This is a genomic window from Pseudomonas sp. MEJ086 (assembly GCF_030209025.1).
GTDB lineage: Bacteria > Pseudomonadota > Gammaproteobacteria > Pseudomonadales > Pseudomonadaceae > Aquipseudomonas > Aquipseudomonas fulva_A.
Genome location: NZ_JARVSV010000041.1, coordinates 56,892 through 82,334 on the forward strand (window position 1 = coordinate 56,892; position 25,443 = coordinate 82,334).

The 25,443-nt window shown below is 63.8% G+C and carries 26 protein-coding genes; 12 read left to right on the top strand and 14 right to left on the bottom strand.

What is annotated here, in order from left to right; genetic code table 11:
• Positions 1-5 precede the first annotated feature (5 nt).
• Together QRN22_RS23665 and QRN22_RS23670 are read right to left on the bottom strand one after the other, a co-directional pair.
• Positions 6-800 carry a transporter substrate-binding domain-containing protein gene (locus tag QRN22_RS23665; RefSeq protein WP_373565149.1) on the bottom strand — a complete coding sequence of 265 codons (795 nt, stop codon included), beginning with the start codon at positions 798-800 and terminating at the stop codon, positions 6-8.
• A 261-nt stretch (positions 801-1,061) separates the two neighbouring features.
• On the bottom strand, positions 1,062-1,901 hold the full coding sequence (locus QRN22_RS23670; protein ID WP_042554056.1) for a MurR/RpiR family transcriptional regulator: 840 nt from the start codon (positions 1,899-1,901) through the stop codon (positions 1,062-1,064).
• 131 nt (positions 1,902-2,032) lie between these two features.
• Here QRN22_RS23670 and hpxX point away from each other — a divergent pair, with 131 nt between their 5' ends.
• From hpxX to QRN22_RS23705, 7 genes are all read left to right on the top strand, one after another.
• On the top strand, positions 2,033-2,221 hold the full coding sequence (hpxX, locus tag QRN22_RS23675; RefSeq protein ID WP_042554055.1) for an oxalurate catabolism protein HpxX: 189 nt from the start codon (positions 2,033-2,035) through the stop codon (positions 2,219-2,221).
• On the top strand, positions 2,218-3,612 hold the full coding sequence (locus tag QRN22_RS23680; RefSeq protein WP_042554054.1) for an AtzE family amidohydrolase: 1,395 nt from the start codon (positions 2,218-2,220) through the stop codon (positions 3,610-3,612). Before hpxX ends, QRN22_RS23680 begins: the two co-directional genes overlap by 4 nt.
• A 4-nt stretch (positions 3,613-3,616) precedes the next feature.
• Positions 3,617-4,000 carry an oxalurate catabolism protein HpxZ gene (gene hpxZ / locus QRN22_RS23685; RefSeq protein WP_042554053.1) on the top strand — a complete coding sequence of 128 codons (384 nt, stop codon included), beginning with the start codon at positions 3,617-3,619 and terminating at the stop codon, positions 3,998-4,000.
• A 190-nt stretch (positions 4,001-4,190) separates the two neighbouring features.
• Positions 4,191-4,862 (top strand): N-acetylmuramic acid 6-phosphate phosphatase MupP, encoded by a 672-nt coding sequence (gene mupP / locus QRN22_RS23690; protein WP_042554052.1) that lies wholly within the window; start codon positions 4,191-4,193, stop codon positions 4,860-4,862.
• Between the two features lie 9 nt (positions 4,863-4,871).
• Positions 4,872-5,297, top strand: coding sequence for a VOC family protein (locus QRN22_RS23695; RefSeq protein ID WP_042554051.1), 426 nt, complete (start codon positions 4,872-4,874; stop codon positions 5,295-5,297).
• 22 nt (positions 5,298-5,319) lie between these two features.
• Positions 5,320-6,060 carry a YciK family oxidoreductase gene (locus QRN22_RS23700; RefSeq protein WP_042554050.1) on the top strand — a complete coding sequence of 247 codons (741 nt, stop codon included), beginning with the start codon at positions 5,320-5,322 and terminating at the stop codon, positions 6,058-6,060.
• A 272-nt stretch (positions 6,061-6,332) separates the two neighbouring features.
• Positions 6,333-7,256: a GGDEF domain-containing protein gene (locus tag QRN22_RS23705; protein WP_042554049.1), complete on the top strand. Its 924-nt coding sequence runs from the start codon at positions 6,333-6,335 to the stop codon at positions 7,254-7,256.
• A gap of 110 nt (positions 7,257-7,366) precedes the next feature.
• Here the strand turns inward: QRN22_RS23705 and rluB are convergent, their stop codons facing one another.
• The 7 genes from rluB to QRN22_RS23740 all read right to left on the bottom strand — a co-directional run bounded on the left by rluB (position 7,367) and on the right by QRN22_RS23740 (position 13,059).
• On the bottom strand, positions 7,367-8,548 hold the full coding sequence (gene rluB / locus QRN22_RS23710) for a 23S rRNA pseudouridine(2605) synthase RluB (protein WP_042554048.1): 1,182 nt from the start codon (positions 8,546-8,548) through the stop codon (positions 7,367-7,369).
• 140 nt (positions 8,549-8,688) lie between these two features.
• A complete protein-coding gene (locus tag QRN22_RS23715) occupies positions 8,689-8,868 on the bottom strand; it encodes a DUF1289 domain-containing protein (protein ID WP_042554047.1) in 180 nt (59 codons plus the stop codon).
• Positions 8,865-9,677 (bottom strand): SMC-Scp complex subunit ScpB, encoded by an 813-nt coding sequence (scpB, locus tag QRN22_RS23720; RefSeq protein WP_042554046.1) that lies wholly within the window; start codon positions 9,675-9,677, stop codon positions 8,865-8,867. Before scpB ends, QRN22_RS23715 begins: the two co-directional genes overlap by 4 nt.
• Before the next feature lie 66 nt (positions 9,678-9,743).
• Positions 9,744-10,637, bottom strand: coding sequence for a DUF4261 domain-containing protein (locus QRN22_RS23725; protein ID WP_042554045.1), 894 nt, complete (start codon positions 10,635-10,637; stop codon positions 9,744-9,746).
• A 60-nt stretch (positions 10,638-10,697) separates the two neighbouring features.
• The gene (locus tag QRN22_RS23730; RefSeq protein WP_042554044.1) at positions 10,698-11,549 is read right to left on the bottom strand and encodes a segregation and condensation protein A; all 852 of its coding nucleotides are present in this window, start codon (positions 11,547-11,549) and stop codon (positions 10,698-10,700) included.
• Positions 11,550-11,553: 4 nt separating this feature from the next.
• Positions 11,554-12,183 (bottom strand): L-threonylcarbamoyladenylate synthase, encoded by a 630-nt coding sequence (locus QRN22_RS23735; protein ID WP_042554043.1) that lies wholly within the window; start codon positions 12,181-12,183, stop codon positions 11,554-11,556.
• Positions 12,184-12,195: 12 nt separating this feature from the next.
• Positions 12,196-13,059, bottom strand: a complete 864-nt coding sequence (locus QRN22_RS23740) for a PHP domain-containing protein (RefSeq protein ID WP_042554042.1) — start codon at positions 13,057-13,059, stop codon at positions 12,196-12,198.
• Between the two features lie 108 nt (positions 13,060-13,167).
• On the opposite strand from QRN22_RS23740, the gene QRN22_RS23745 reads away from it, so the two are divergent.
• From QRN22_RS23745 to QRN22_RS23760, 4 genes are all read left to right on the top strand, one after another.
• Positions 13,168-13,467 (top strand): YciI family protein, encoded by a 300-nt coding sequence (locus QRN22_RS23745; protein WP_042554041.1) that lies wholly within the window; start codon positions 13,168-13,170, stop codon positions 13,465-13,467.
• Positions 13,468-13,489: 22 nt separating this feature from the next.
• Positions 13,490-14,173 (top strand): response regulator transcription factor, encoded by a 684-nt coding sequence (locus QRN22_RS23750; RefSeq protein ID WP_042554040.1) that lies wholly within the window; start codon positions 13,490-13,492, stop codon positions 14,171-14,173.
• Positions 14,174-14,295: 122 nt separating this feature from the next.
• Positions 14,296-14,703, top strand: coding sequence for a Spy/CpxP family protein refolding chaperone (locus QRN22_RS23755; RefSeq protein ID WP_042554039.1), 408 nt, complete (start codon positions 14,296-14,298; stop codon positions 14,701-14,703).
• 95 nt (positions 14,704-14,798) lie between these two features.
• On the top strand, positions 14,799-16,124 hold the full coding sequence (locus QRN22_RS23760; RefSeq protein ID WP_042554038.1) for a sensor histidine kinase: 1,326 nt from the start codon (positions 14,799-14,801) through the stop codon (positions 16,122-16,124).
• 1,036 nt (positions 16,125-17,160) lie between these two features.
• On the opposite strand, the gene QRN22_RS23765 is transcribed toward QRN22_RS23760, so the two are convergent.
• The 5 genes from QRN22_RS23765 to QRN22_RS23785 all read right to left on the bottom strand — a co-directional run bounded on the left by QRN22_RS23765 (position 17,161) and on the right by QRN22_RS23785 (position 24,104).
• Positions 17,161-18,090: an aliphatic sulfonate ABC transporter substrate-binding protein gene (locus tag QRN22_RS23765; protein WP_082045788.1), complete on the bottom strand. Its 930-nt coding sequence runs from the start codon at positions 18,088-18,090 to the stop codon at positions 17,161-17,163.
• A gap of 2 nt (positions 18,091-18,092) precedes the next feature.
• Entirely contained in the window at positions 18,093-19,136 is a 1,044-nt protein-coding gene (gene mgrA / locus QRN22_RS23770; protein WP_042554037.1) for an L-glyceraldehyde 3-phosphate reductase, read from the bottom strand.
• Positions 19,137-19,149: 13 nt separating this feature from the next.
• Positions 19,150-20,457, bottom strand: coding sequence for an alpha/beta hydrolase family protein (locus QRN22_RS23775; protein WP_042554036.1), 1,308 nt, complete (start codon positions 20,455-20,457; stop codon positions 19,150-19,152).
• A complete protein-coding gene (locus QRN22_RS23780) occupies positions 20,454-21,794 on the bottom strand; it encodes an LLM class flavin-dependent oxidoreductase (RefSeq protein ID WP_042554035.1) in 1,341 nt (446 codons plus the stop codon). Before QRN22_RS23780 ends, QRN22_RS23775 begins: the two co-directional genes overlap by 4 nt.
• A gap of 84 nt (positions 21,795-21,878) precedes the next feature.
• Complete coding sequence (locus QRN22_RS23785; RefSeq protein ID WP_082045787.1) at positions 21,879-24,104, bottom strand: TonB-dependent receptor; 2,226 nt, start codon at positions 24,102-24,104, stop codon at positions 21,879-21,881.
• Between the two features lie 283 nt (positions 24,105-24,387).
• Between QRN22_RS23785 and QRN22_RS23790 the strand changes: the two genes are divergently transcribed.
• Entirely contained in the window at positions 24,388-25,434 is a 1,047-nt protein-coding gene (locus QRN22_RS23790; RefSeq protein WP_042554034.1) for a LacI family DNA-binding transcriptional regulator, read from the top strand.
• The last annotated feature ends 9 nt before the right edge of the window (positions 25,435-25,443 follow it).

Consider the following 25,443-nt stretch of genomic DNA (forward strand, 5'->3'; position numbering starts at 1 on the left):
AATCCTTATGCGCCCAGGTTCGCCGGCAGCGGCGCCTTCAGCCACTGTTCCGACAGACCGTTGAGCGTGCCATCGGCCTTGGCCTGATCGATCAGCGCATCGACCTTGGCCTTCAGCGCGGCTTCGCCTTTGCGCAGGCCGATGTAGCAAGGCGAATCCTTGAGCATGAACTTGGCGACGGGTGCCCGATCGGCGTTCTGCCGCTCGATGGCCGCGACCACCAGGTTGCCGGTGGCAACGAACTCGACCTGCCCGGACAGATACGCGGACAAGGTCGTGTTGTTGTCCTCGTAGCGTTTGACCTGTGCACCGCTCGGCGCCACCTCGGTCAGCACCATGTCTTCGACGGCGCCACGGGTGACGCCGATCGATTTGCCTGCGAGCTCCTCGGCGTTCTGCAGGGCCTTGTCCTTGGCGCCGAATACACCGAGAAAGAACGGCGCATAAGCAGCACTGAAATCGATCACCTGTTCGCGCTCGGCGTTCTTGCCGAGGCTGGAGATGACCAGATCGACCTTGTCGGTCTGCAGATACGGAACACGGTTGGCGCTGGTGACGGGAACCAGTTGCAACTTAAGTTTCATCTCCTTGGCCAGGTACTTGGCCATGTCGATGTCATAGCCCTGGGGCTGCAGATCGGTGCCCACGGAGCCGAAGGGTGGAAAATCCTGCGGCACGGCGATACGGATCACGCCGCGTTTCTCGATGTCCTGCAATTGGTCCGCCAGGGCGGTCGTGGCCTGGGTCAGCAACAGACCGGCAGCCAGTATTGCGATCAATCCTTTCTTCATTTTCGTCACCCCGTTATCGTCAGCCATGAAACGAAAGATTCGTTATCAAGGATTTTGCAACCAACGTGCCACAGCCTTTCATGCCATCGATTTTTTCTGCGATCACCCTCATCGATACAGAAAAACCTCCGGATAGCGGGCCCTCCAAGGCAACCAGCGATCATCCAGGCCGCTCTGGTGCCGCCACGGAGCGGTCGTTTTTCCAGAATCGCGCCACAAAAAAGGGCGCCAAAACGGCGCCCACTTCAATTCATGCACCACTGAGGTGCACTACCGTTGTTCCAGCTCGTCGAGTTGTCCATACAACGTGGCGATCTGATGAATTCGCTGCCGCCCTCCGGTCAACTGCTCGTGCAGCACGGCATTGACCAGCAGGTTGATCAGGCTGTTGGCGCCCGCGTAGCTGTCGAAGGCCGACACGCTGTCCAGCGGCGTACACAACTGCCACCTGGCCAGTTCGATGATTGCCTGGGCCTGGGGCTCGCAGATAACCAGCGTCGGAACCTGCTGCAACTGCAAGGCCTGTAGAAGCGGGCGGATGATCCGCGGCCGACGCCGGAACGCCAGCACCACCACCATGTCCTCGCCAGTCAGATCCACCAGCTCCTCAGACAGCGTCTGCCCGGGCTGGGGCAGCACCTGAACGCCACTACGGATTTGCAGCAGTTGCTGGCGCAGGTGCAACGCCACGGGAAAGGCATTACGCATGCCGATGACGAAGACTCGCCTGCTGCTACCCAGTGCCTGCACCACTTCGGTGAACTGGCCAGCATCGATGCCGTTCACCCACTGGGTGAGATTGGCCATCTCCTGCTTGTAATGACGAGCCAGCAAGGTGTTGCCCTGCACCGCGTCGCGGCTGTCTGCGACCGGCATGCCACTCTGGCGCAGGGTACGCTGCTCCTCGCGCATGTCCTTGTATTTTTCATAGCCCAGGCGCTTGAACAGGCGGCTTACGGTCGCCTTGGAGACGCCAGCCAGCCGGGCCAGTTCGGCACTGTTGTAGCTGACCAGATCGTCGTAATGGTCGAGCACGAAGTCGGCGATCCGCTGCTCCTGAGGCGCGAGCTGCGAGTAATGACTGCGCAGACGTTCATCGAGTTGATTCATGGTGGCGCCTTGTAACTTTCGTTTCATTCAGCCGATGATATAGGAAGTCACCTGCCTGCTTGAAGTCGCAGCGCAGAAACCCGTCAACCCGCGCCAGGAGGCTGTGCCGCTGCCTCCGAGAGGAGATCACCATGACACAGACCACGCCCGACTGGGCAGCGTACGTCACGCAGATGGAAGAGGTTCTGGCCCTGCAACTGGACGATGCGCGCCGCCAGGAATTGCTCACCCAGTTCAGCCGCATCGCGGCAATGGCCAAGCCGCTGATGGACTACCCGCTCGACGACCGACTGGAAGTCGCGGGAGTCTACAAAGCATGAATCCAGCACTCTTATCGATTGCCCAGCTGCGCGCTGCCCTGGCATCCGGCGAGCTCAGTGCACGTGAAATAGCCGAGCACAGCCTGCAAGCCATCGAGCGGCACGACCCGGCGATCAACGCCTGGACGCAGATCACCCAGCTGCGCATGAAAGACGAAGCGGACAACCTCGACCGCCTGCGTCGCCAGGGCTCGCCCCTGCCCGCCCTGGCGGCCGTGCCCTACGCCGTGAAGAACCTGTTCGATGTCGCGGGCTTCCCGACCCTGGCCGGAGCGCGCATGTTCCAGAACCGCCCAGCAGCAACTGTCGACGCCTGGGCGGTACGCCAGTTGGCAGCCAGCGGCGGCCTGCTGTCGGGCATGCTGAACATGGATGCTTACGCCTATGGCTTCACCACGGAAAACACCCACTTCGGCGCAACCCGCAACCCCCACGATCTCTCCCGCATCGCGGGCGGCTCTTCCGGGGGCTCGGCGGCCGCCGTTGCGGCCGGACTGGTGAATTTCTCACTGGGTAGCGACACCAACGGCTCCATCCGCGTACCGGCATCGCTGTGCGGGATATTCGGGCTGAAGCCCACCTTCGGCCGCTTGTCGCGCAGCGGCTCACACCCGTTCGTGGGCAGCCTAGACCACATCGGCCCACTGGCACGCAGCACCCGCGATCTCGCCGAGGTTTATGACGTGCTGCAAGGCCATGACCCGCAAGACGGCTTTCAGGCCGCGCAGGATCGGCAGCCGGTAACGGCGCTGCTGGAGCGCGACCTCGATGGGCTGCGCTTCGGCGTGCTTGGCGGTTACTTCCAGCGATGGTGCGACGACAGCGCTCGCGATGCCGTGGCCCAGGTGGCCAAGGCCCTCGACGCCAGCGAAGAAGTCATCCTGGCAGAGGCAGAACTGGCGCGTACCGCCGCGTTCATCATCAGTGCATCGGAGGGCGGCAGCAGCTACCTGCCGGCACTGCGCAGCTCGCCGGATTCCTTCGAGCCGCTGTCACGCGAGCGCCTGCTTGCCGGTGCGATGATCCCGGCTGCCTGGTACGTGCAGGCGCAACGCTTCCGCCGTCACTTCCAGCAGCAGGTCCTGCCGCTGTTCGCCGGCGTGGATGTGTTGATCGCACCAGCGACGCCCACCAGCGCGACGCCCATCGGCCAGGAAACCCTGCGCATCAACGGTACCGACCTGCCGACCCGCGCGAGCATGGGCATGCTGGCTCAACCGATCTCCTTCCTCGGCCTGCCGGTGGTCAGCGTGCCGCTGCGCACTGCGGGTGGCCTGCCGATCGGCGTGCAACTGATCGCCGCGCCGTTCAACGAACAAGCCTGCCTGCGCGCCGCCAGCGCGCTCGAGCGCATGGGCATCGCCCACGCCGCACCTGCCAACCTGGAGTGACGCGATGAATACTGAACAGATAGATCTGCCGGACGTTCTGGCGGAGGTCACCCATGCCTTCCAGCGCTACGAAAAAGCCCTGACCGGCAACGATATCGACGTGCTGGACGAGCTGTTCTGGCACGACGAACGCACGGTACGCCTGGGCGCCGGAGAAAACCTCTACGGCATCGGCGAAATCCGCGCGTTTCGCGCTGCGCGGCCAGCGACAGGGCTGTACCGCGAACTGAGGAACACGGTCATCACCACCTACGGTGACAGCTTTGCGGTGTGCAGCACCGAGTTCACCCGGGAAGGCAGCGACAGGATCGGGCGCCAGCAGCAGAGCTGGGTGAAACTGGCAGGCAACTGGCGCATCGTGGCCGCACAGGTCAGCTTGATGAGCTGAAGTACCAACCCTTCACTGCACGCTGCGACAAAGTGACATACAGTGAGAGCATTACCACGGCCCAATCAGACGCTGGAAACTGGCAACATGAGACGCTGCAGCTGGTTGACGACCAACTGCCAGCCCACTGCCGAACACCAGCCTGCGGGCCGATATGCCAACGCTAGACTCGAATCCCCAAGGAGGCCTGATGCGCTTGCGCGCGGTTCTTTTCGACATGGATGGCACGTTGCTCGACAGCGCGCCGGATTTCATCGCCATCTGCCAGGCCATGCGTGCCGAGCGCGGTCTGCCGCCGGTGAATGAAAAGCTGATTCGCGATCACGTCTCCGGCGGCGCCCGGGCGATGATCCTAAATGCCTTCGACATCGACCCGATGAGCGATGGCTTCGAAACCCTGCGTCTGGAGTTTCTGGAGCGCTATCAGGATCATTGTGCCGTGTTGACCCGTCCCTACGACGGCATCGAGACGCTGCTCGAAGACATCGAACGCGCCAAGCTGATCTGGGGCGTGGTGACCAACAAGCCACTGCGCTTCGCCGAGCCGATCATGCAGCGCCTGGGCCTGGCCGAACGCTCCTCCATCCTCATCTGCCCTGATCACGTGACCCGCAGCAAACCGGACCCCGAGCCGATGATCCTCGCCTGCTCGACCCTCAAGCTGGATCCGGCCAGCGTGCTGTTCGTCGGCGACGACCTGCGCGATATCGAGTCCGGTCGCGACGCCGGTACCAAGACCGCAGCGGTGACCTACGGCTACATCCACCCCGACGACAACCCGCGCCACTGGGGCGCCGACGTGGTGGTCGATCACCCACTGGAACTGCGCAAGGTACTCGATCAGGCGCTGTGCAGTTGCTGAGGCTTGCCCATGTTCAGTTACATCACCCTGGGCTGCAGTGACCTGCAGCGAGCGGCCATCTTTTACGATGCAACCCTTGCACCTCTAGGCCTGCAGCGCTGCACGCCGAACGAGGAAGGCTGGGAGGATTTTCTGGGCTGGGGCACCTATCTCGATAATGGCCGTGAGGAGCTTGCCATCTGGCTCTGCAAGCCCTTCAACGGTGAAGCACCCAGCTCAGGCAACGGCAGCATGATCGCCTTCAAGGCCAATAGCTGGCAGGCCGTACGAGACTTTCACCACGCAGCGCTCGCCAACGGCGGCCATTGCGAAGGCCCGCCAGGCCTGCGCCCCCACTATGGCCCCGACTTCTTCGGCGCCTATGTCCGTGATCCAGATGGACACAAACTGGCAGCGGTCTGTCGTGGCCTCACGATTGATCCGGCCTTTTCCTGATTCATTAGCTAGAGAAATTCCCATGTTCGATTACAGCGCCCGCCCCGACCTGCTCAAGGATCGTGTGATTCTGGTCACCGGAGCGGGACGTGGCATTGGCGCAGCTGCGGCCCGTGCCTATGCGGCCCATGGCGCCACCGTGCTGCTGCTCGGCAAGAGCGAAGACAACCTGGCGCGCACCTACGACGCCATCGAGCACGCTGGCCATCCGCAACCGGTGGTCATTCCGTTCGATCTGGAAAGTGCCCTACCGCATCAGTACAACGAACTGGCTGCGATGATCGAAAAGCAATTCGGCAAGCTCGATGGCCTGCTACACAACGCCTCGATCATCGGCCCGCGCACGCCGCTGGAGCAGTTGTCCGGCGAGAATTTCATGCGCGTCATGCAGGTCAACGTCAACGCGATGTTCATGCTGACCAGCACGCTGCTGCCGCTGCTCAAGCTGTCGGCCGATGCCTCGGTGGTATTCACCTCGAGCAGCGTAGGGCGCAAGGGCCGGGCTTACTGGGGCGCCTATGCGGTATCCAAATTCGCCACTGAAGGGCTGATGCAGGTGATGGCCGACGAAGTCGACGGCATCACGGCGATTCGCGCCAACAGCGTCAACCCGGGCGGCACCCGCACCGACATGCGCGCCCAGGCTTACCCAGGCGAGAACCCGGAAAGCAAACCGCTGCCCGAGGCCATCATGCCGGTCTACCTGTACCTGATGGGCCCCGACAGCCAGGGCATCAATGGCCAGGCCTTCGACGCCCAATAGGTACGCCGGGCGACCCGGTCATCATCGGGATCGCCCACCCCAGCCCTCGCCATCGCGCGGCCGACGTGCCGTGACAGTAAATTGTCGCGGCAACGCCCGAACCGGCAAATGATTGCCGTCCTTCTGACGGCGCATTGCCACTAATGGCCATGCGCCTCCCTCCCCGGCAGCCAACCTGTTGAACCTTAAGGCTTTTATACGGCCCAAAAAGACTGGCACGAAATTCGCTCTATTGCTCACAAGCCGTAACGAAGCGCCAGAGGTTCACCAAAATGGTTCCACCCAGCCAGAAAAACACGATCGATTTCGACGCTGCCAAGCTGCAGCGCCTCGGCTTCTCGACTCGTAAGAATGAGGCTCGCCCGATCAGCCTCGCGCAGTTGCGCCAGCGCCTCGGCCTGCAACTGCAGACCAGCCTGGATGCCGAACGCATTCTCGGCATGTTCTTCCGCGAGCTGCAGCATCTGGTGCCGGTCGACGCACTGGGCTACCAGCACTCGAGCAGCGATCTGCGTCTGGAGATGGGCCAGCAGGCCAATCATTCGGCCACCTACCGCCTCAGCCACGAGAGCGAGTATTTGGGCGAACTGACCTTTCGCCGCCGCCAGCGTTTCTCCGATCAGGAGCTGACGCAACTGGAGTCGTTACTGGCCAGCCTGCTGTTCCCTCTGCGCAACGCCCTGCTCTATCGCGTTGCCATCCAGAGTGCGCTGCGTGACCCGCTGACCAACACCGGCAACCGCATTGCCATGGATCAGGTACTGGGCCGGGAAATCGAACTGGCACGCCGTAACGCTCAGCCGCTGTCGCTGCTGATGCTGGATATCGACCACTTCAAGCGCATCAACGATGAACATGGTCACAGTGCAGGCGACGAAGTGTTGAAAGCCGTCGCCACGACCCTCAAGGACCAGTTGCGCAATATCGACATGGTGTTCCGCTACGGCGGTGAGGAGTTCCTGGTGCTGCTGTCCGGCACACCGCGCGAGGGAGCCGCACTGGTCGGCGAGCGCCTGCGCCAGGCAGTTCTCGACCTGCAGTGCGTGGCTCAGGGCAAGCCCATCGAGCTGTCGGTCAGCCTCGGCTGCGCGGCTCTGGAGCCGGGCGAGTCGATCGAAAGCCTGCTTAACCGCGCGGACAAGGCGCTGTACAGCGCCAAACGCAATGGCCGCAACTGCATGGCCATGGCCGGTTGATCGACCAATAGAAGCTTCGCCAGACCGGAAAATCAAAAGGGCCCCACTCCTGACGGAGGGGGCCCTTTTTCATGGCCGCTGGCAGCCGCTACGCGCTGCCTTACGACCAGTCACTGCGGCTTGCGGCTACCACGACCGAACCCCGGACGCTGACCTTCGCCTGCCGGGCGACCGCGGCCCTTGTCGGCACCTGCCGGCTTGCGCGGTGCGCGTTCGCCGGATTCGGCACGCTCGCCACGCGGTTTGCCGGGTTTCTTGCCGACGTCACGTGGGCGCTCGGCCACTGGCGTGCCGCGCGAGGGCTCGCTGCGGCCCTCTCCGCGCGGTGCGCGAGGTGCACGCGTCGGGCGTTCGCCCTGCTCGTCACGCGCGCCACGACCACTGCCGGTTCCCTGAGCGGGAGCTGGAGCGCCAGGGCGCAGGGTACGCGCCGGACGCTCACCTCGGCCAATGGGTTTGGCGGCCTTACGCTGCAGACGATCGAGCTTCTCGCGAGTCTTTTCCTTCATTTCCGGCAGAGCCACTGGCTTGAGGCCGACCTCCTCGCTGAGGATGTCGACTTCGCGCTGGCCCATTTCGCGCCAGCGGCCCATTGGCAGGTCGGAAGTCATGAACACCGGGCCGAAGCGCACGCGCTTCAGACGGCTGACCACCAGTCCCTGGGACTCCCAGAGGCGGCGCACTTCGCGGTTACGACCCTCCATGACCACGCAGTGGTACCAGTGGTTGAAGCCCTCACCGCCAGGTGCTTCCTTGATGTCGGTGAACTTCGCCGGGCCGTCTTCGAGCATCACGCCGGCCTTGAGGCGTTCGATCATCTCCTCGTCGACTTCGCCACGTACGCGCACCGCGTACTCACGGTCCATCTGATAGGACGGGTGCATCAGGCGGTTGGCCAGTTCACCGTCGGTGGTGAACATCAGCAGACCGGTGGTATTGATGTCGAGGCGGCCGATATTGATCCAGCGGCCTTCTTTCGGACGCGGCAAACGGTCGAAAACGGTTGGGCGCTTTTCCGGGTCGTCGCGGGTGCAGATCTCACCATCGGGCTTGTTGTAGATCAGCACGCGGCGCACGGTTTCCGCCGCTTCTTCGCGGCGCAGCACGCGGCCGTCGATGGCGATGGCGTCGTGCAGATCGACGCGCTGGCCCAAGGTGGCATCTTTGCCGTTGACCTTGACGCGGCCGGCACTGATCCAGGATTCGATTTCGCGGCGCGAAGCAAGACCCATGCGAGCCAGGACTTTCTGCAGTTTTTCGCCAGCGGGGCTGTATTCTTCGGTTTCACTCATCTGGGCACCTCCCGGTGTTCTCTGGTGATAGGACGATCATGTCGTCGAAGGGGCGCGCATCATACGCGGATAAGGCGCTCGACGCACCTGGCGCAAGAGCATAGCTGAGCAAATGACGGCGTCCAGCCAGCGATGTCGACTCAGCGCTTGCGCCGGGCTTTAGGGCCAAGCGAGATCAGGCGCATATCCGCTTCGGCCATCACCAGGCGCTGTTCAGCCTTGTCGAGTTTTTTCCAGGCCTTTATCTCGGCCTTGCTGCGCCCGCAGCCCAGGCAGATGGTATCGCTGAACTTGCAGACGCTGATGCAGGGATCTTTCATGGGCTCTCTTCACGGCTGTCATCCTCAGCTGTAGAGACATCACCCTGCTCTTCGCGGTTCGGCTCTTCGTCACCGCGCGCCAGATCATCGAAATCGGTTTTCAGGCCCTGCTCCATGGCATCGAGTTCGGCCAGCAGCGAACCGAAGCTGGTCTCGGCAGCGGCTTCGGAGCGGCCATCCGCTTCAGGTTCTTCGCCTTGGGCAAGATCGGCACGAGCCTGCAGGCTCGGCGGTACGTCCGGATCGTCATCCTGGGCCAGGATCGGCTCGGGCTCCAGTTCGCGCAGCGCGGCCAGGGGCGGCAGCTCATCGAGGTTCTTCAGATTGAAATGATCGAGAAAGCCCTTGGTGGTGGCGAACATCGCCGGCCTGCCAGGTACCTCCCGGTAGCCCACCACGCGAATCCACTCGCGCTCCTGCAGGGTCTTGACGATCTGGCTGTTCACGGCCACACCGCGAATTTCCTCGATCTCGCCACGGGTGATGGGCTGACGGTAGGCGATCAGCGCCAGGGTTTCGAGCATGGCACGGGAATAACGCTGCGGCCGCTCCTCCCACAGACGCCCCACCCAGGTGGAAAGGTTCTCGCGGATCTGCAGGCGATAACCGGATGCCACTTCCTTGAGCTCGAAGGCCCGCCCCTTGCAGCTGCCGCCCAGAATCGCCAACGCCTTTCTGAATATGTCCGCCCCGGGCCGCTCGGTTTCCTCGAACAACTCCATCAGCCGTTCCAGCGACATGGGCTTGCCGGCTGCCAGCAGCAGGCCTTCGAGCAGGGTGGAGAGTTGTTTGGGATCGGACAGGTTCATCGTCTGGGCAAGGTCTGCTTGGTTCTGGGGCGGCGCCAGCTTAGCAAATCAGCGAGCGCCACGCCGTCACTGGCTGACGATCTCGCTCGCCGCGATGATCTCGGCAACCAGCACGCGCTCGGGGCCATGCAGGTAGTACTCGCCCTCGGCTGGCTCGCGCAACCGCATGAACTCGGTTTCGCCGATCTGCATGGTGTGCCCCGCCTCCATGTGCGCGCCGCTCTGGATCAGATAGCCGAGCACGGTATTGAAGATGTCCATGTAACGCTGGCCTTCATGGTGACCGGCAGCCAGCGCGGCGAAATCCGGCAGGCCGAAGGCATCACTGCCATAAGTACGCATCCACACACCATGCACACCCTCGACCTGGTACTTCACGAAGCCGCAGTACAGCATGGTCAGCGGCAGGTCACGGAGGATCTCCAGACTGTGCTCGCCCATGTCTTCATCGGCGAACACGGCAGCCGGCAAGGAGGTATGCGCCGTTTCGTTGAGCACCGCCAGCGCCCCGAAACCAGCCAGCGCCCCGGCAACGGCAGCCAGGGCCACGTATTGCTCCAGCGGATCGGTTTCATGACCTGCGTAGTACAGCAGAATGTGGCTGGTCTGTTGCCGCACCTCGTCCTTGACCTGCTGTGGGTAGTGCGCCGGAGCGACGCAGTTTTCCAGAGCGTCAGCAGGAAAGGGATGGTCGAAACCGACCATTTTCACCACATGGGAACCCCAACCGGCCAGGGCGAAGAACTGTTCAACCTCGTTAGCGATGTCACAGCGGGCATCGCCCATGCTCGGATGGTAACGGCGCAGGGCCGCCGTCAGGGGCGCCTCGGCGATCCGCAGAGGCTGGGCGAACACCACCTGCAGGCTGAGCGGGTTGTCGATGCCTGGCTTGGCGACCAGCTCGGTGTTATCGGGGCTGCTGCCGTCCTGACGGCCGAAGAAGCGAGAAAACAGACTCATTGAATCGTCCTGATTAATGGCTGGAAATAGCGATGGAAAGTGAAACGCGATTACTGCGGCTCAGCGCTCGTCCGCCAGTTCCTCGACGCTCTGTTCATTGCGCAGACGTACATGCACGGCGGCGAACGCCTCGTTCTGCACCAGTTCGACCAGCGACTCCTTGACCAGTTCGAGAATCGCCATGAAGGTCACCACCACACCGAGGCGCCCCTCCTCGGCCGTGAACAGCTCGACGAAGGGCACGAACTCCCCGCCCTTGAGGCGTTCCAGCACTTCGCTCATGCGCTCACGGGTCGAGAGCGCCTCGCGGCTGACCTGATGGCTCTCGAACATATCGGCGCGGCGCAGCACTTCGGCCATGGACACCAGCAGTTCCTGCAGACTGACCTCGGGCAGCAACTTGCGCGCTCGCGCTTCGGGGGCTTCGACCCGCGGCACGGTCAGGTCACGGCCAACCCTGGGCAAGGTGTCGATGCCTTCGGCCGCCGCCTTGAAGCGTTCGTACTCCAGCAAGCGACGAATCAGTTCGGCACGCGGATCGTCCTCCTCCTCTTGCGCCTCGGAGGAGCGTGGCAGAAGCATGCGCGATTTGATCTCGGCGAGCATGGCGGCCATCACCAGGTACTCGGCGGCCAGCTCCAGGCGCACGCTGTGCATCAGCTCGACATAGCCCATGTACTGGCGGGTGATCTCCGCCACGGGGATGTCCAGCACGTCGATGTTCTGCTTGCGAATCAGGTAGAGCAGCAGGTCCAGCGGGCCTTCGAAGGCCTCGAGAAACACCTCGAGAGCGTCCGGCGGAATGTACAGATCCACCGGCATCTCGGTGAGCGCCTGCCCGTAGACCAGGGCGAATGGCAACTCCTGTTGAGCACCGGCCTGGCTGTCGAGCTGTTCGGCAGGGGCGGACATCGGCTCAGCGCTGCTCGGCAAAGGGTGACGGATCGCCACAGCCAACTCGGATCACTTCGGGCTCGTCGTCCACCAGGCTGATTACCGTGGAGGCTTCCAGGCCACCGAAACCGCCGTCGATGATCAGGTCCACCTGATGTTCGAGTATCTGGCGCATTTCATAGGGATCGCTCATGGGCAGATCCTCGCCGGGCAGGATCAGGCTGACACTCATCATCGTCTCGCCCAGTTCCTCCAGCAGCGCCGAAGCGATCGGGTGATTGGGCACGCGCAGGCCGATGGTACGGCGCTTGGGGTGCAGCAGCATGCGCGGCACTTCCCGGGTGGCGTTGAGGATGAAGGTGTAGGGGCCGGGTGTGTGGTTCTTCAGCAGGCGAAAGGCGGCGGTGTCCACCTTGGCGAAGGTGCTGAGCTGCGACAGGTCACGGCACACCAGGGTGAAGTTGTGTTTGTCATCGAGTTGACGCAGGCGACGAATGCGCTCCAGCGCACTCTTGGCGCCCATCACGCAACCGACCGCGTAGGACGAGTCGGTGGGATAGACCACCACGCCGCCATTGCGGATGATTTCGACCGCCTGCTTGATCAGGCGGGCCTGAGGACTTTCCGGGTGTATCTGAAAAAACTGGCTCATGGTCAGGGGCTCTCAAACGGCATCGGAAGACGGGGCGCAGGCGAACCGCGTCCAGATGGGTGACAGATCTTCGGGCAACGGTCGGTACAGTCCCAGCTCCGACCAGTCGCCGGGCGCGTGAAAATCGCTGCCGACACTGGCCAGCAGACCGAACTCGCGCGCCAGGATCGCCAGGCCTCCGACCTGCTCCGCAGGCTGCATGCCGTTGACCACCTCCAACGCATGGCCACCAGCCGCCGCAAAAGCCGTCACCAGCTTGCGCCGCTTGCTGCGGGTGAAATCGTACTGCCAGGGATGAGCCAGGCTGATCCATGCGTTGGACTGGCGCAGGGTATCGAGCGTTTCATCTAACGTAGGCCAGTGCTGCTTGACGTCGCCCAGCTTGCCGGAACCCAGCCACTTGCGGAATGCATCGGCGCGGTCCTTGACGTAACCGCCGCGCACCAGAAACTCGGCGAAATGCGGTCGCGCCGGCGCGTTGCCGCTCTCCCCCTGTGCCTGCTGAATGGCCCGGGCGCCTTCCAGCGCACCATCCATGCCCTTGAGCGCCAGGCGCCGGGAAATCTCCTCGGCACGCAACCAGCGGCCCTGATGCAGGTCGGCGATCGCCTGGCGCAATGCCGGCGCTTCACTGTCGAAGGCATAGCCGAGCACGTGGATGGTCGCCCCGCCCCAGGTGCAGGACAGCTCGATGCCATTGACCAGCCGCATCCCCAGCGCCGTGGCGGCCGCGCTGGCCTCATCGAGCCCTTCGAGGGTGTCGTGATCGGTCAGCGCCAGCATCTGAACGCCACGCCCATGGGCGCGGGCAACCACTTCGGCAGGCGGCAGCGCGCCGTCCGAGGCGGTGCTGTGACAGTGAAGATCAACCTGCATAAGGGGCGCTTTCCCGACGATTCATGTTTGTTATTATGCCTCGGCTGGCAGATTCTTGCTGGCACTGCACAGCGTTCCCACCCGATGTTTCCGAACACAAGGATCGACATGCTCTACGCCATCATCGCCACCGACGTGGAAAACTCCCTGGAGCGTCGTCTTTCCGTACGCCCTGCCCACCTGGCACGCCTGGAAAAACTGAAAACCGAAGGACGCCTGATCATCGCCGGCCCCAACCCGGCCATCGACAGCAACGACCCAGGCCCGGCCGGTTTCAGCGGCAGCCTGATCATCGCCGAATTCGAATCACTGGACGCCGCCAAAGCCTGGGCCAATGCCGATCCCTTCCGCGAGGCCGGCGTTTACGCGGAAATAGTGGTCAAGCCGTTCAAACACGTGCTGCCCTGATCAGGAATCGTCGCCTCTTACCATGAGCAATCTGCTGCTGATCGACGACGACGTCGAACTCTGTGACCTGCTGGCCAGTTGGCTGACCCAGGAAGGCTTCCAGGTCACCGCCTGCCACGACGGCCAGGGTGCCCGCCAGGCACTCGCGCGAAGCGCCCCTGACGCCGTGGTACTGGACGTGATGCTGCCTGACGGCAGTGGCCTCGAGGTGCTCAAGCAGCTACGCGGCGAACACCCCGAACTGCCCGTGCTGATGCTCTCTGCCCGGGGTGAGCCGCTGGATCGGATTCTCGGCCTGGAGTTGGGCGCCGACGATTACCTGGCCAAACCCTGCGACCCCCGTGAACTGACCGCCCGCCTGCGCGCCGTGCTGCGCCGCAGCCTGCCGCCCGCCACCTCCAGCCAGTTGGAACTGGGCGATCTGCGCTTCAGCCCGGCGCGCGGCGTGGCCGCACTTGGCGAAGATGGCCAGGAGATCGTCCTGACCCTGTCCGAAAGCCGGGTCCTCGAAGCACTGCTCAAGCAACCCGGCGAGCCGGTGGACAAGCAGGTACTCGCGCAACTGGCCCTGGGCCGCAAGCTGACCCTGTACGACCGCAGCCTGGACATGCACGTCAGCAACCTGCGCAAGAAAATCGGCCCGCACCCGGATGGTCGCCAGCGCATCATCGCCCTGCGCAGCCGCGGCTATTACTACGCGATCTGAGCAACTTACATAGCACTCAGTCTCTTTACCCTGCCTTTACCTTGGCTGACCGCGCCTTACCTTGAAACCCCTAATCTGGGCACATCCGGCAACTGGCCGGTTTCGAGACAAGGAGATACACCATGCGCAAGACCATGACCGCCCTGCTCCTCGCCATGACCCTGCCGACCCTGGCAATGGCAGCCCCCGGTGGTGACCATCGCCCAGGCGCTGATCACGGCCCGCGGTTCTTCCATGAGCTGGATCTGAGCAAGGACCAGCAACGCCAGGTACACAAACTGATGGGCGAACAGAGAAAGAACGATCGCGAACTCACCCAGCGTTATCTGGACAAGCTGCCGGCTGCCGACAAGCAGGCGCTGGAAACCGAGCGCAAGGCTTCCCGCGACAAGCAGCAGAGCGCCATTCGCGCCCTGCTGACCCCGGAACAGCAGAAGACCTTCGACGAACAGGCGGCCAAGATGAAAGAACGCAAGGCCGATCGCGAAGCCTTCGAAGCCTGGAAAGCCGAACACAAGAAAGCTGGCTGATCGTGACAGCCCGTCGTCTGAAGACCAGATGACGGCCCCACTACTCGCCTGTGCCACCTCGGGTGGCACAGGCTTCTGCGTCTGAAGGAGTTCACGTGCGTTCATTGTTCTGGCGGATTCTCGGCAGCTTCTGGCTGGCGATTGCCCTGGTGGCAGGCCTGTCCATGCTGCTGGGTCGCGCCCTGAACCAGGACGCCTGGATTCTCAACCAGCACCCCGGCCTGGAAAACCTGCCCGCACAATGGGTGCAGGCGTATGAAACGGACGGCGCACGCGCCGCGCAGGACGTGCTGGAAAAGCGCAAACGGCGTTTTCGCATCGACACCCAGGTGCTGACGGAAACCGGTCAGCCTGTGGTTCGCGGCACCTTCCCGCCCCGCGCCGCGGCCTTCGAAGAGCGCAACGAGGGCGAGCGGCGCTTGCCCTGGCGGCGCCTGACCACCGATTACACCAGCCCGTCGAGCGGTGAGACCTACCTGTTCATCTACCGCATCCCGCACCCGGAGCTGGATGCCTGGCACCGTGGCAGCCTGCTCTGGCCGCTGAGTGCGCTGGGTATCGCACTGGTGGTGCTGACCCTGTTCAGCCTACTGCTGACCCTGTCCATCACCCGCCCGCTGGATCGTTTGCGTGGCGCGGTACACGACCTCGGGCAGACCGCTTACCAGCAGAACAGCCTGGCACGCCTGGCCAGCCGCCGTGATGAACTGGGTGTGCTGGCCAACGACTTCAACCGCATGGGCGCGCGCCTGCAGGACCTGATCGGCAGCCAGCGCCAGCTGTTGCGCGACGTCTCCCATGAGCTGCGTTCGCCGCTCGCCCGCCTGCGCATCGCCCTGGCGCTGGCGGAACGCGCAGAGCCTGCGGAGCGGGAAAAACTCTGGCCACGGCTGATTCGCGAATGCGATCGCCTGGAAGACCTGATCAGCGAAATCCTCGCCCTGGCACGCCTCGACGCTGAACCGGGTTCGGCGCAGGGCATCGACCTGGCACAACTGGCCGGCAAGCTGCGCGAGGACGTCAAACTCAGCCATCCCGAACAGCAACTGGACGTCAGCCTGCAGCCGGGCATGCACTTGCTGGGCTGGCCGGACATGCTCGAGCGGGCGCTGGACAACCTGCTGCGCAACGCCCTGCGCTTCAGCCCCGAGGGGCAGCCCATCGAGTTGAATTTCGTACGCCGCACCGATGAGGTGTACCTGGAGGTCCGCGACCACGGCCCCGGCGTTCCCGAACAGCACCTGGCACAACTCGGCGAACCCTTCTTCCGCGCCCCCGGCCAGAGCGCTGCCGGCCACGGCCTCGGCCTGGCCATCGCCCGCCGCGCCGCAGAACGCCACGGCGGTCGCCTGCAACTGGAAAACCATCCGGACGGTGGTTTCAGCGCCAAACTGATTCTGCCGCTCGAGGCGGTGGTTTAACGTGACAGCGGGCCGCACCCGCGCCTCGCGCGCATGGCGCGCTCCCACACAGATGTAGGGCGGATCGGGACGCGTAGCTGACGCTCTTTTCATTCACCATCGCGGTCACGAAGCGGTGAGCTGACATCGTGCGACACACCGTGGGAGCGGGCCATGCCCGCGATTCGCGCGCATGGCGCGCTCCCACACAGATGCAGGGTGGATCGAGACGCGTAGCTGACGCTCTTTTCATACACCATCGCGCTCAAGAAGCGGTGAGCTGACACCGTGCGCTCCACCGTGGGAGCGGGCCATGCCCGCGATTCGCGCGCCTCGCGCGCGCCCAAATAAGCAGGTCGCCGTCCGTTGTCGATAGTTCCCACGTGCCTGCGTGGTCACACGAGGTACTGGACGCGGAGCGTCCTCAGAGGCGTTCCCACGCAGGAGCGTGAGAACGATCCATCGCGGTCACGAAGCGGTGAGCTGACATCGTGCGATCCACCGTGGGAGCGGGCCATGCCCGCGATTCGCGCGCCGCGCGCGCCGCGCGCGCCCACACAAGCTGGTCACCGTCCGTTGTCGATAGTTCCCACGTGCCTGCGTGGTCACGCGAGGTACTGGACGCGGAGCGTCCTCAGAGGCATTCCCACGCAGGAGCGTGGGAACGATCCACAACTGATTCTGCCGCTCGAGGCGGTGGTTTAACGTGGCAGCGGGCCGCGCCCGCGATTCGCGCGCATGGCGCGCTCCCACACAGATGTAGGGCGGATCGGGACGCGTAGCTGACGCTCTTTCCATCTACCATCGCGGTCACGAAGCGGTGAGCTGACACCGTGCGCTCCACCGTGGGAGCGGGCCATGCCCGCGATTCGCGCGCCTCGCGCGCGCCCAAATAAGCCGGTCACCGTCCGTTGTCGATAGTTCCCACGTGCCTGCGTGGTCACGCGAGGTACTGGACGCGGAGCGTCCTCAGAGGCATTCCCACGCATGAGCGTGGGAACGATCCAAGTGTCGCCAGAGGCCGCGGTTCAACGTGGGAACGATCGTATCGTCTACCTCAAGGCCTCCAGACGGCGCTCTGCACATCGACTCGTTTGGGCAGCAGGCGGTTTTCCAGAAACAGGTCGGCGGTGCGCTGCTGGGCGGCGGCGATTTCGTCGCTGACCGGGATGGGCGGCGACGGCGGGCGGTGGCTGAAGGTGCGCTCGATCACCGCTTCGGGCAAACCCATGAAACGTGACAGCAGGCTGATGCTGGCTGCCTTGTCATCACGAGTCAGTGCCTCGGCGCGGCCGAGTTCTTCCAGCAGTTGCGCAATGAATGCCGGGTTGGCTTCGGCATAGGGCCGCGCAGCGAGGAAGAACGGGCCGATGAAACCCAGGCCCTCACCATTGGCCAGCAGACGCGCCTTGCCTTCCAGATCGATGGCCGAATAGAACGGGTCCCAGATGGCCCAGGCATCCACGCTACCGCTCTCGAAGGCGGCACGGGCGTCAGAGGGCGCCAGGTAGATCGGCTGGATATCGGCGAAACTCAGGCCTTCACGCTGCAGCGCACGCAGTACCAGGTTGTGCGCGCTGGAGCCCTTCTGCAAGGCGACCTTGCGGCCCTTGAGTTCTTTTACCGACTGAATGGAGCTGCTCTTGGGCACCAGAATCACCTCGGCCTGGGGCTTCGGTGGCTCGGCGGCGATGTACAGCAGATCGGCGCCTGCGGCCTGGGCGAAGATCGGCGGGATATCACCCGTGGCGCCGATGTCCAGGCTGCCGATGTTCAGCGCTTCGAGCATTTGCGGGCCCGCAGGGAACTCGATCCACTGCACCTTGGTGTCGGCGAAACGCTTTTCCAGCATGCCGTGCTCCTTGGCCAGCACCAGGCTGACCGAGCCTTTCTGGTAGCCGATGCGCAAGGTCTGCGGGTCGGCATGTACAGCCTGCGCAAGACCGATCAACGCCAGTGCGGCGAGCGCTAACTTCATACCTTTCATGCTCACTCCTGCCAGTCGGTCGACGGTTTTTCCCAGAGGTTGATGCCGCCCTCGACGGCGTAGCGGTCGATCTCCGCCAGTTCCTCGGCGCTGAACGCCAGGTTGTCCAGCGCCGCGACGTTCTCGGTGATCTGCTCCGGCTTGCTCGCGCCGATCAGCGCCGAGGTGACCCTCGGATCGCGCAGGGTCCAGGCCAGCGCCAGCTGTGCCAGGCTCTGGCCGCGGCGTTGAGCGATTTCGTTGAGGGCGCGGGCACGAGCGATGTTGTCGTCGGACAGATGCTCGGGCCGCAGTGACGCGCCACCCGGGCGATTGACCCGAGCGTCGGCGGGAATGCCATCGAGGTACTTGTCACTGAGCAGCCCCTGGGCCAGCGCGGTGAACACGATCACCCCGGCGCCCTCCTCCTCGGTCGCCGTCAGCAGATCCTTCTCGATCCAGCGATTGAACAGGTTGTAGGCCGGCTGATGGATCAGCAGCGGCACGTTGCGTGCCCGCAGCAGCGCGGCGATTTCCTGGGTCTTGCCTGCCGAGTAGGAGGAGATGCCGATGTACAGCGCCTTGCCCTGCTCGACGATGCTGGCCAGTGCCCCGGCGGTTTCTTCCAGCGGCGTGTGCGGGTCGAAGCGGTGCGAATAGAAGATGTCGACGTAGTCCACGCCGAGGCGCTGCAGGCTCTGGTCGAGGCTGGAAATCAGGTACTTGCGCGAACTGCCGCCCTGCCCGTAGGGGCCAGGCCACATGTCCCAGCCGGCCTTGGTGGAGATGATCAGCTCATCACGGTACTGCCTGAAATCCTCACGCAGCAAACGGCCGAAATTGCTCTCGGCGCTGCCATAGGGCGGCCCATAGTTGTTGGCCAGATCGAAGTGATTGATCCCCAGATCGAACGCCGTACGCAGCAGCGCGCGCTGGGTGTCGATGGGAGTGGCGTCACCGAAGTTGTGCCACAGGCCCAGAGACAGGGCCGGCAGCACCAGGCCACTGCGGCCGACGCGGCGATAGGGTACACGCTCATAGCGCTGCGGGTTGGCGATGTAGGTCATCAGAAGTTCTCCATCAGGGAATAGGTGCAGGTTGCGCGGCGGGCAGGTGGTACCACTCGAGGCCCACGGCGCTGCGCTGCTTGAAACCATGCCAGTAGCTGTGGTCGGCCTGCTGGCGACCCTCGCCGTCCAGCGACCATTTGCCGTCGACGGCCAGCGGCGTCAGATCAAGATAGGCCTTTCTGTCCAGCCCCTTGAGCTGCTGGTCGAGAAACGCCAGAACGAAATGCTGGTTGATGTTGTTGATCCGCGCACTGTCCCACACCGGCTCCGCATAGGCGGAGAAATCGTCGGGATGACTGCTGGCGGCAGGCGGTGGCGGATTCGGTGCCACGTTATGGCGTGCATTTTGATAGACCAGCAGATAGCGCTCGGCATTCACCGCGCCGTCCACCAGGCGCCTGATACCGTCGCGATAACCGGAGACGTCGTCCTGGTCACCGGCGACGAACAGGCTAGGCACCCGCAGGCCAGCCAGACCGGCCTGATCGAAGATGCCCTGCCGCCCGCCCCAGGGCGCGAACAGCACCAACGCCTTGATCCGTGTATCTCGGCCACCCTCGTAAACGCTGTTTCCGGCACGTCGCGACTCGAGCGCGGAGCCCGGCACCAGGCTGCTGGCCACCGCGCTGACTCCGGCGCCGGCGGCATTCAATGCGCCGTAGCCGCCCATGGAGTAACCCAGCAAAGCGGTGCGCTGCACGTCCAGATGCCCGGCCAGGAAGCTGTCACTGCCTACCTCGCTCAAGGCGCTCAACTGCTGGAGCACGAACAGATCGTCCAGCGGGCGATTGAGCAGCGTGCTGGCGAAACCGGCCTTGTCCGCGCGGGTCGACTCCGGGTGATCGATGGCCGCCACCACATAACCGTGGGAGGCCAGGTGCTCGGTCAGGTAGCTCATCTGCAGACGCGAGCCCGGGTAGCCGTGGGAGACGATGACCAGCGGGTAACGGCCCTCGCTCGCCGGCGCATCACGCAAGGCTCGGCCCTGGAACTCGAACGGCGTGTTGGGCCGTTTGGGGTCGTTGGCACCGGCACCCAGCACGTCGCGGTAGGTGGTCAGCTCCTGTTGCCCGGCCGACAGTTGCGCGGGATACCAGATTTCCAGGCGCAGCCTTCGCTCGTAACGCGGCGCAGGATTCTTGGCATCGATGGACAGCACGTCGAGTTGATCGCGGTTTACCAGCTCAAGGGTACGTACGCCCACCTGATGCTCACCGCGCGCGGCAAGCTCGGGGGCGTCTGGGCGGGCGTCGCCATACAGCGCGAACGCGCTGCCGGGAATCCCGAGGGCCAACAGACAGGCGAGGACGAGTTTCATCGATTTTCCTGCGTGAAGAAGCGGTTCTGCGGCGCACTCAGGCCCAGATGATCGCGCAGCGTGCGGCCTTGGTACTCGCGGCGGAATAGCCCGCGACGCTGCAACTCGGGCACCACCTGCGTGGCGAAATCTTCCAGACCGGCCGGCAGATGCGGTACCAGCACGTTGAAGCCGTCGGCAGCGCGCTCCTCGAACCAGGCCTGTAATTCGTCGGCGATCTGCGTGGGTGTGCCGATCAGGCTGTAATGCCCGCGCCCGCCAGCGATACGCCGCCCCAGTTGCGCCAGGGTCAGGTTCTCCGCCCCTGCCAGTTCGGTCAGCAGTTTCTGCCGGCTCTGCTGACCATTCTCGGTCAGCGGCAGCTCCGGCAGCGGACCATCGGCCGGGTAGCCGGACAGATCGAAGTTGCCCAGCATGCGCCCCAGCAGCGCGATGCCGACCTGTGGTTCGACCAGCTCCTGGAAGCGCTCGAATTTCTCGCGGGCTTCGCCCTCGCTCTGACCGACCACCACGAACACGCCGGGCATGATCTTCAGCGAATCCTCGCGGCGCCCGAAGCCGTGCAACCGCCCCTTGAGATCGGCATAGAACGCCTGGGCCTTGGCCAGCGAGGTCTGCGCCGTGAAGACCACCTCGGCGGTCTCTGCGGCGAGCTGCCGACCGGTTTCCGAGGAGCCCGCCTGAACGATCACCGGCCTGCCCTGGGGCGAGCGGGCCACGTTCAGCGGCCCGCGTACCTTGAAGTGCTCCCCCTGATGGTCGAGCACATGCAATTTGGCCGGATCGAAGAACTGGCCGCTGGCCTTGTCGTGCAGGAAGGCGTCGTCTGCCCAGCTGTCCCAGAGCCCGGTGACCACATCATGGAACTCCCGCGCGCGGGCATAGCGCTCGGCGTGGGGAATGTGCGCGTCGCGGCCGAAGTTGTAGGCCTCGGCGGCGGCGTCCGATGTCACCAGGTTCCAGCCTGCGCGACCACCTGAGAGCTGGTCAAGGGAGGCGAACTTGCGGGCCACGTGATAGGGCTCGTTGTAGCTGGTGGTTACCGTGCTGATCAGGCCGATGCGCTCGGTCACCGCGCTCAGCGCAGAAAGCAGCGTCAGGGGTTCGAAATGCGCCGAGCGCGGCATCCGGCTGGCGATGGCATCGGTCGGTGCAGCCACGCTGTCGGCCACGAACAGCGCGTCGAAGCAGGCCGCTTCGGCGATCTGCGCAGTACGTTTGTAAACCGAGAAATCCAGTGGATCGGCTGGTACGTCCGGATGGCGCCAGGCAGCGACGTGGTGCCCGGTGGCCATGAGAAATGCGCCGAGACTGAGCTGGCGGGTGGATCGAGTCATGATGAATCCCTGGGTGAATGCATGACCGCCCTGCCGTTCTATCGGCTCGGGCGGGTTCCGCACGCTAGGTAGGCACGCTGTTTGTCAAAAATCCTTGCGCAGTTGCACACCGAAATAGCGTTGATCGTCACGTGGCGCCATACGGTAGATATGGTTACCGCCCGAGGCCAGCATGGTGGAGTAGGACTTGTCGGTCAGGTTCTTCGCCAACAGCGCCACACGCCAGCCATCGTTGTAGTTGGCCAGGGCCACGCTGGCATTCCAGATGCCGTAGGCGCTCTGGGTGGTGCCTGGGTTCTGGTCGAGGCTGTACTGCACCTTGTCCTGCCAGCTGTAGTCCGAGCTCAGTTCCACGTCCAGGCCGTTGTCCAGCGGGATGCTGTAGTCGGCACGCACGTAGCTCTTCCAGTCCGGCGTGAACGGCAATGGCGAGCCGTCGATATCGCAGGTTGCCGCAGCGCCCGGCGGGCACTGGAAGCTGTCGACCCGCGCCTTGGTGTAGGCAACGGCGCCGGACAGTTTCAGCTGACGAGTGGCCTGCAGGCTGTAATCCAGCTCGACGCCCTGCGTCTTGACGCTGCCAGCGTTGATCAGGCGGGTTACCACCTGATTGGCCACGGTGTCGAAGAAGTTGGCCTGGTAGTTATCGTAATCGGTGTGGAATACCGCGAGGTTGGTGACCAGGCGGTTGTTCCAGGCGGTGCTCTTCAGGCCGATTTCATACGAATCGGAGGTCTCCGGTTTCAGCGCCTCGGTATCGCGCGGCTGCATGTTGAAGAACACGTTGTAGGCTGGCCCTTTGTAACCACGCGAGTAGGTGGCGTAGCCCATCAGGTTGTCGGTGAAGTCGTACTGACCGCCGATACGGCCGGTCCAGCCATCTTCATCGACCGAACCGGAGCTGCGCGTCGCTGGCTGGATGCCGGTGACTGCCGTGGCCGATGTGGAGGCGCGACGGTGATCGTACTCGACGTCGTCATGGGTCCAGCGCAGACCGAGGATGCCGCGCAAATCATCGGTGAAATGGAAGGTGTTCTCGCCAAACACCGCGTAGCTGTCGTTGGTCACGCTGTAATCGGCACGGCCGTTGTTGGTAACGCCGCCGTTGGTCGATTGACGGCGATAGACCTCATCCGAACGGCCATGCATGTAGAAGGCGCCCACCACGTATTCGAGAAATTCGCCTTTTGGCGAAGCCAGGCGCAGCTCCTGAGAATACTGGTCGTAGCGTACGTCGCCCTTGTCATGAGAGGCAGTGGTCGGCAGCTGGGCACTGCGGTCGCCATCCTGGTACTGGGTGTTGTCCCAGCCGCGCCAGGCAGTGATCGAGGTTAGCGTGAAATCACCCAGGCTCCAGTCGGCCTGCCCGGACAAGCCGGTATTGGTGTCCTCGACGTGGGTCTTGTAATCGCTGTTGATCTTGCCGTTGTGCTCGCTCGGCCGCAAACCGGCGGACAGTGCCGGCGCGGTGGTCGACACGATGATGCCGCTGGGAATGGTGTCTTCGCCTTCCAGGTAATCACCGATCAGGGTGAATTTGAAATCCTCGTTGGGCTCGAACTGCAGCTTGCCGCGCACGCCCTTGCGGTCGTAACCGTTGACGTCATGACCATTGGCGACGTTCTCGACGTTGCCGTCGTAGCTGCCCCACAGGGTACTCAGCGACCCCTTGAGGGTGTCGGTCAACCGGCCTCCGATGCCGAAGCGCAGGCGGTTTTCGTTGCCGCCACCGAAGTGCGAGTAATCCACATAACCGCGGGTCTCCTCGGGCGCCTCACGGGTAACGATGTTGAGGACGCCAGCCGAGGCGTTCTTGCCGAACAAGGTGCCCTGAGGGCCACGCAGCACCTCGATGCGCTCGAGATCGAGCAGGTCCAGGGTCGACTGCCCCGGCCGGCCGAACACCACGCCGTCGATCACCGTCGCGACGGTCGGCTCGACACCTGGCGAGGTGGAGATGGTGCCTACGCCGCGAATGAACAGCGAGGTGTCCTTGTTCGATGCACCGGAGCGGAAATTCAGGGTAGGCACCTGCTGCACGATGCTGGCGACGCCATTGCGATTGTCACGCTCGAGCTGCTCGCCATCGACCACCGACACGGCGACCGGCACGTCCTGCAGGGATTGCTCGCGGCGGGTCGCGGTGACCGTCACGGCTTTCAACGAAGTGGCGGCGGGCTCGCTCGGCTCGGCCGCCCAGAGCGGTGCGGCCCCGGAAGCGAGCACCACGGCGACCGCCAGTGGGTGGAGGGAAATCGAACCACGGAGGCGGCGCGCACTGCGGGCGGCCGGCAAAAATGCGTTATGCATGACGTTCACTGCCTGATTGACCGATTGATGCTCGCCCCATGGCGAGCGTACTGCACACAGTCGTCAACGGATCTCGCTCGTGCGAGTGGCAGTCATGCGACGGAAGTGCGATGCGCTGTTAGCGCTAACAAGGCAAAGTGTGGAGAGCGCCTCAGAGATCGTCAAATAATAAAAAATGCTTTTTATATTCCAAAAAAATAAATATCCAGACGCGCTGCCAACGCTTTTGTTAGCGCTAACGTTGCAGTATGTTTAGCGCCCCAGCCTCCTGTCAGGATCACCCATGCCCCGCCCTCCAGCCGACTCGCCACGCAAGAGACGCGGCGCAGGCCGCGTCACGCTGAGCAGCGTCGCAGAGCGCGTCGGCGTGTCCTCGATCACCATCTCGCGCTACTTCAACCAGCCGGATCAGGTGTCCGAAGAACTGCGTGAGCGCATCCGCAGTGCGGTGGACGAATTAGGCTACGTGCCCAATCTGGTGGCTGGCGGGTTGGCATCCGCGCGGGGGCGGATCGTCGGCATGGTCATCCCGAACATCTCCGGGCCGATCTTCGCCCAGACCATCCAGGGCTTCAGCGACACCCTCAGCCGCCACGGCTACCAGTTGCTGCTGGCTTCCAGCTATTTCAGCGAGGAACAGGAAGAAAGCGCAGTGCGCGCCTTTCTCGGCTGGTCGCCGGCCGCTCTGGTGGTCACCAGCCACTTCCACAGTGCCGGTACGGAAAAGATGCTCGCCGATGCCGACATCCCGCTGGTGGAGATCTGGGACTACCGCCCCGAACGAGCGCCCCTGCAGGTAGGCTTCGTGCATTACGAGGTTGGCGTGACCGCGGCGCGCTATCTACTGGGCAAGGGCTATCGGCGCATCGCATTCGTGCAGAACAGCGTGCCTGGGGATTTCAGCGCGCTGGAGCGCCGCGACGGCTACGCCGATACCTTGCGGGCAGCAGGTCTCGAGCCTTGGGCGTTCGCACCGGATGAGAACCTGCAACCCTTTGAAGCGGGCAAGCAGGCAATGGAAAGCCTGATGCAGGGGGCGCAGCGCCCGGATGCGATCATCTTCGCCAACGACAACCTGGCCGCTGGCGGCCTGCTCGCCGGCCGCCGCGCCGACCTGCGCATCCCGGAAGACTGCGCGGTGGTGGGCTTTGGTGATTACGCCTTCGCACCGATGCTGATACCCAGCCTGACCACCATCCGGCCACCGGCCAGGCAGATCGGCGAAGTGGCGGCGCAGCGCATCCTGCAGAAACTGGGTGTACTCGAGGAGGCACCGAGCGATGCCCCGCAACCGCTGGCGTGCGAGCTGATCGAGCGGGAAAGTAGTTAGGGTCCGTGG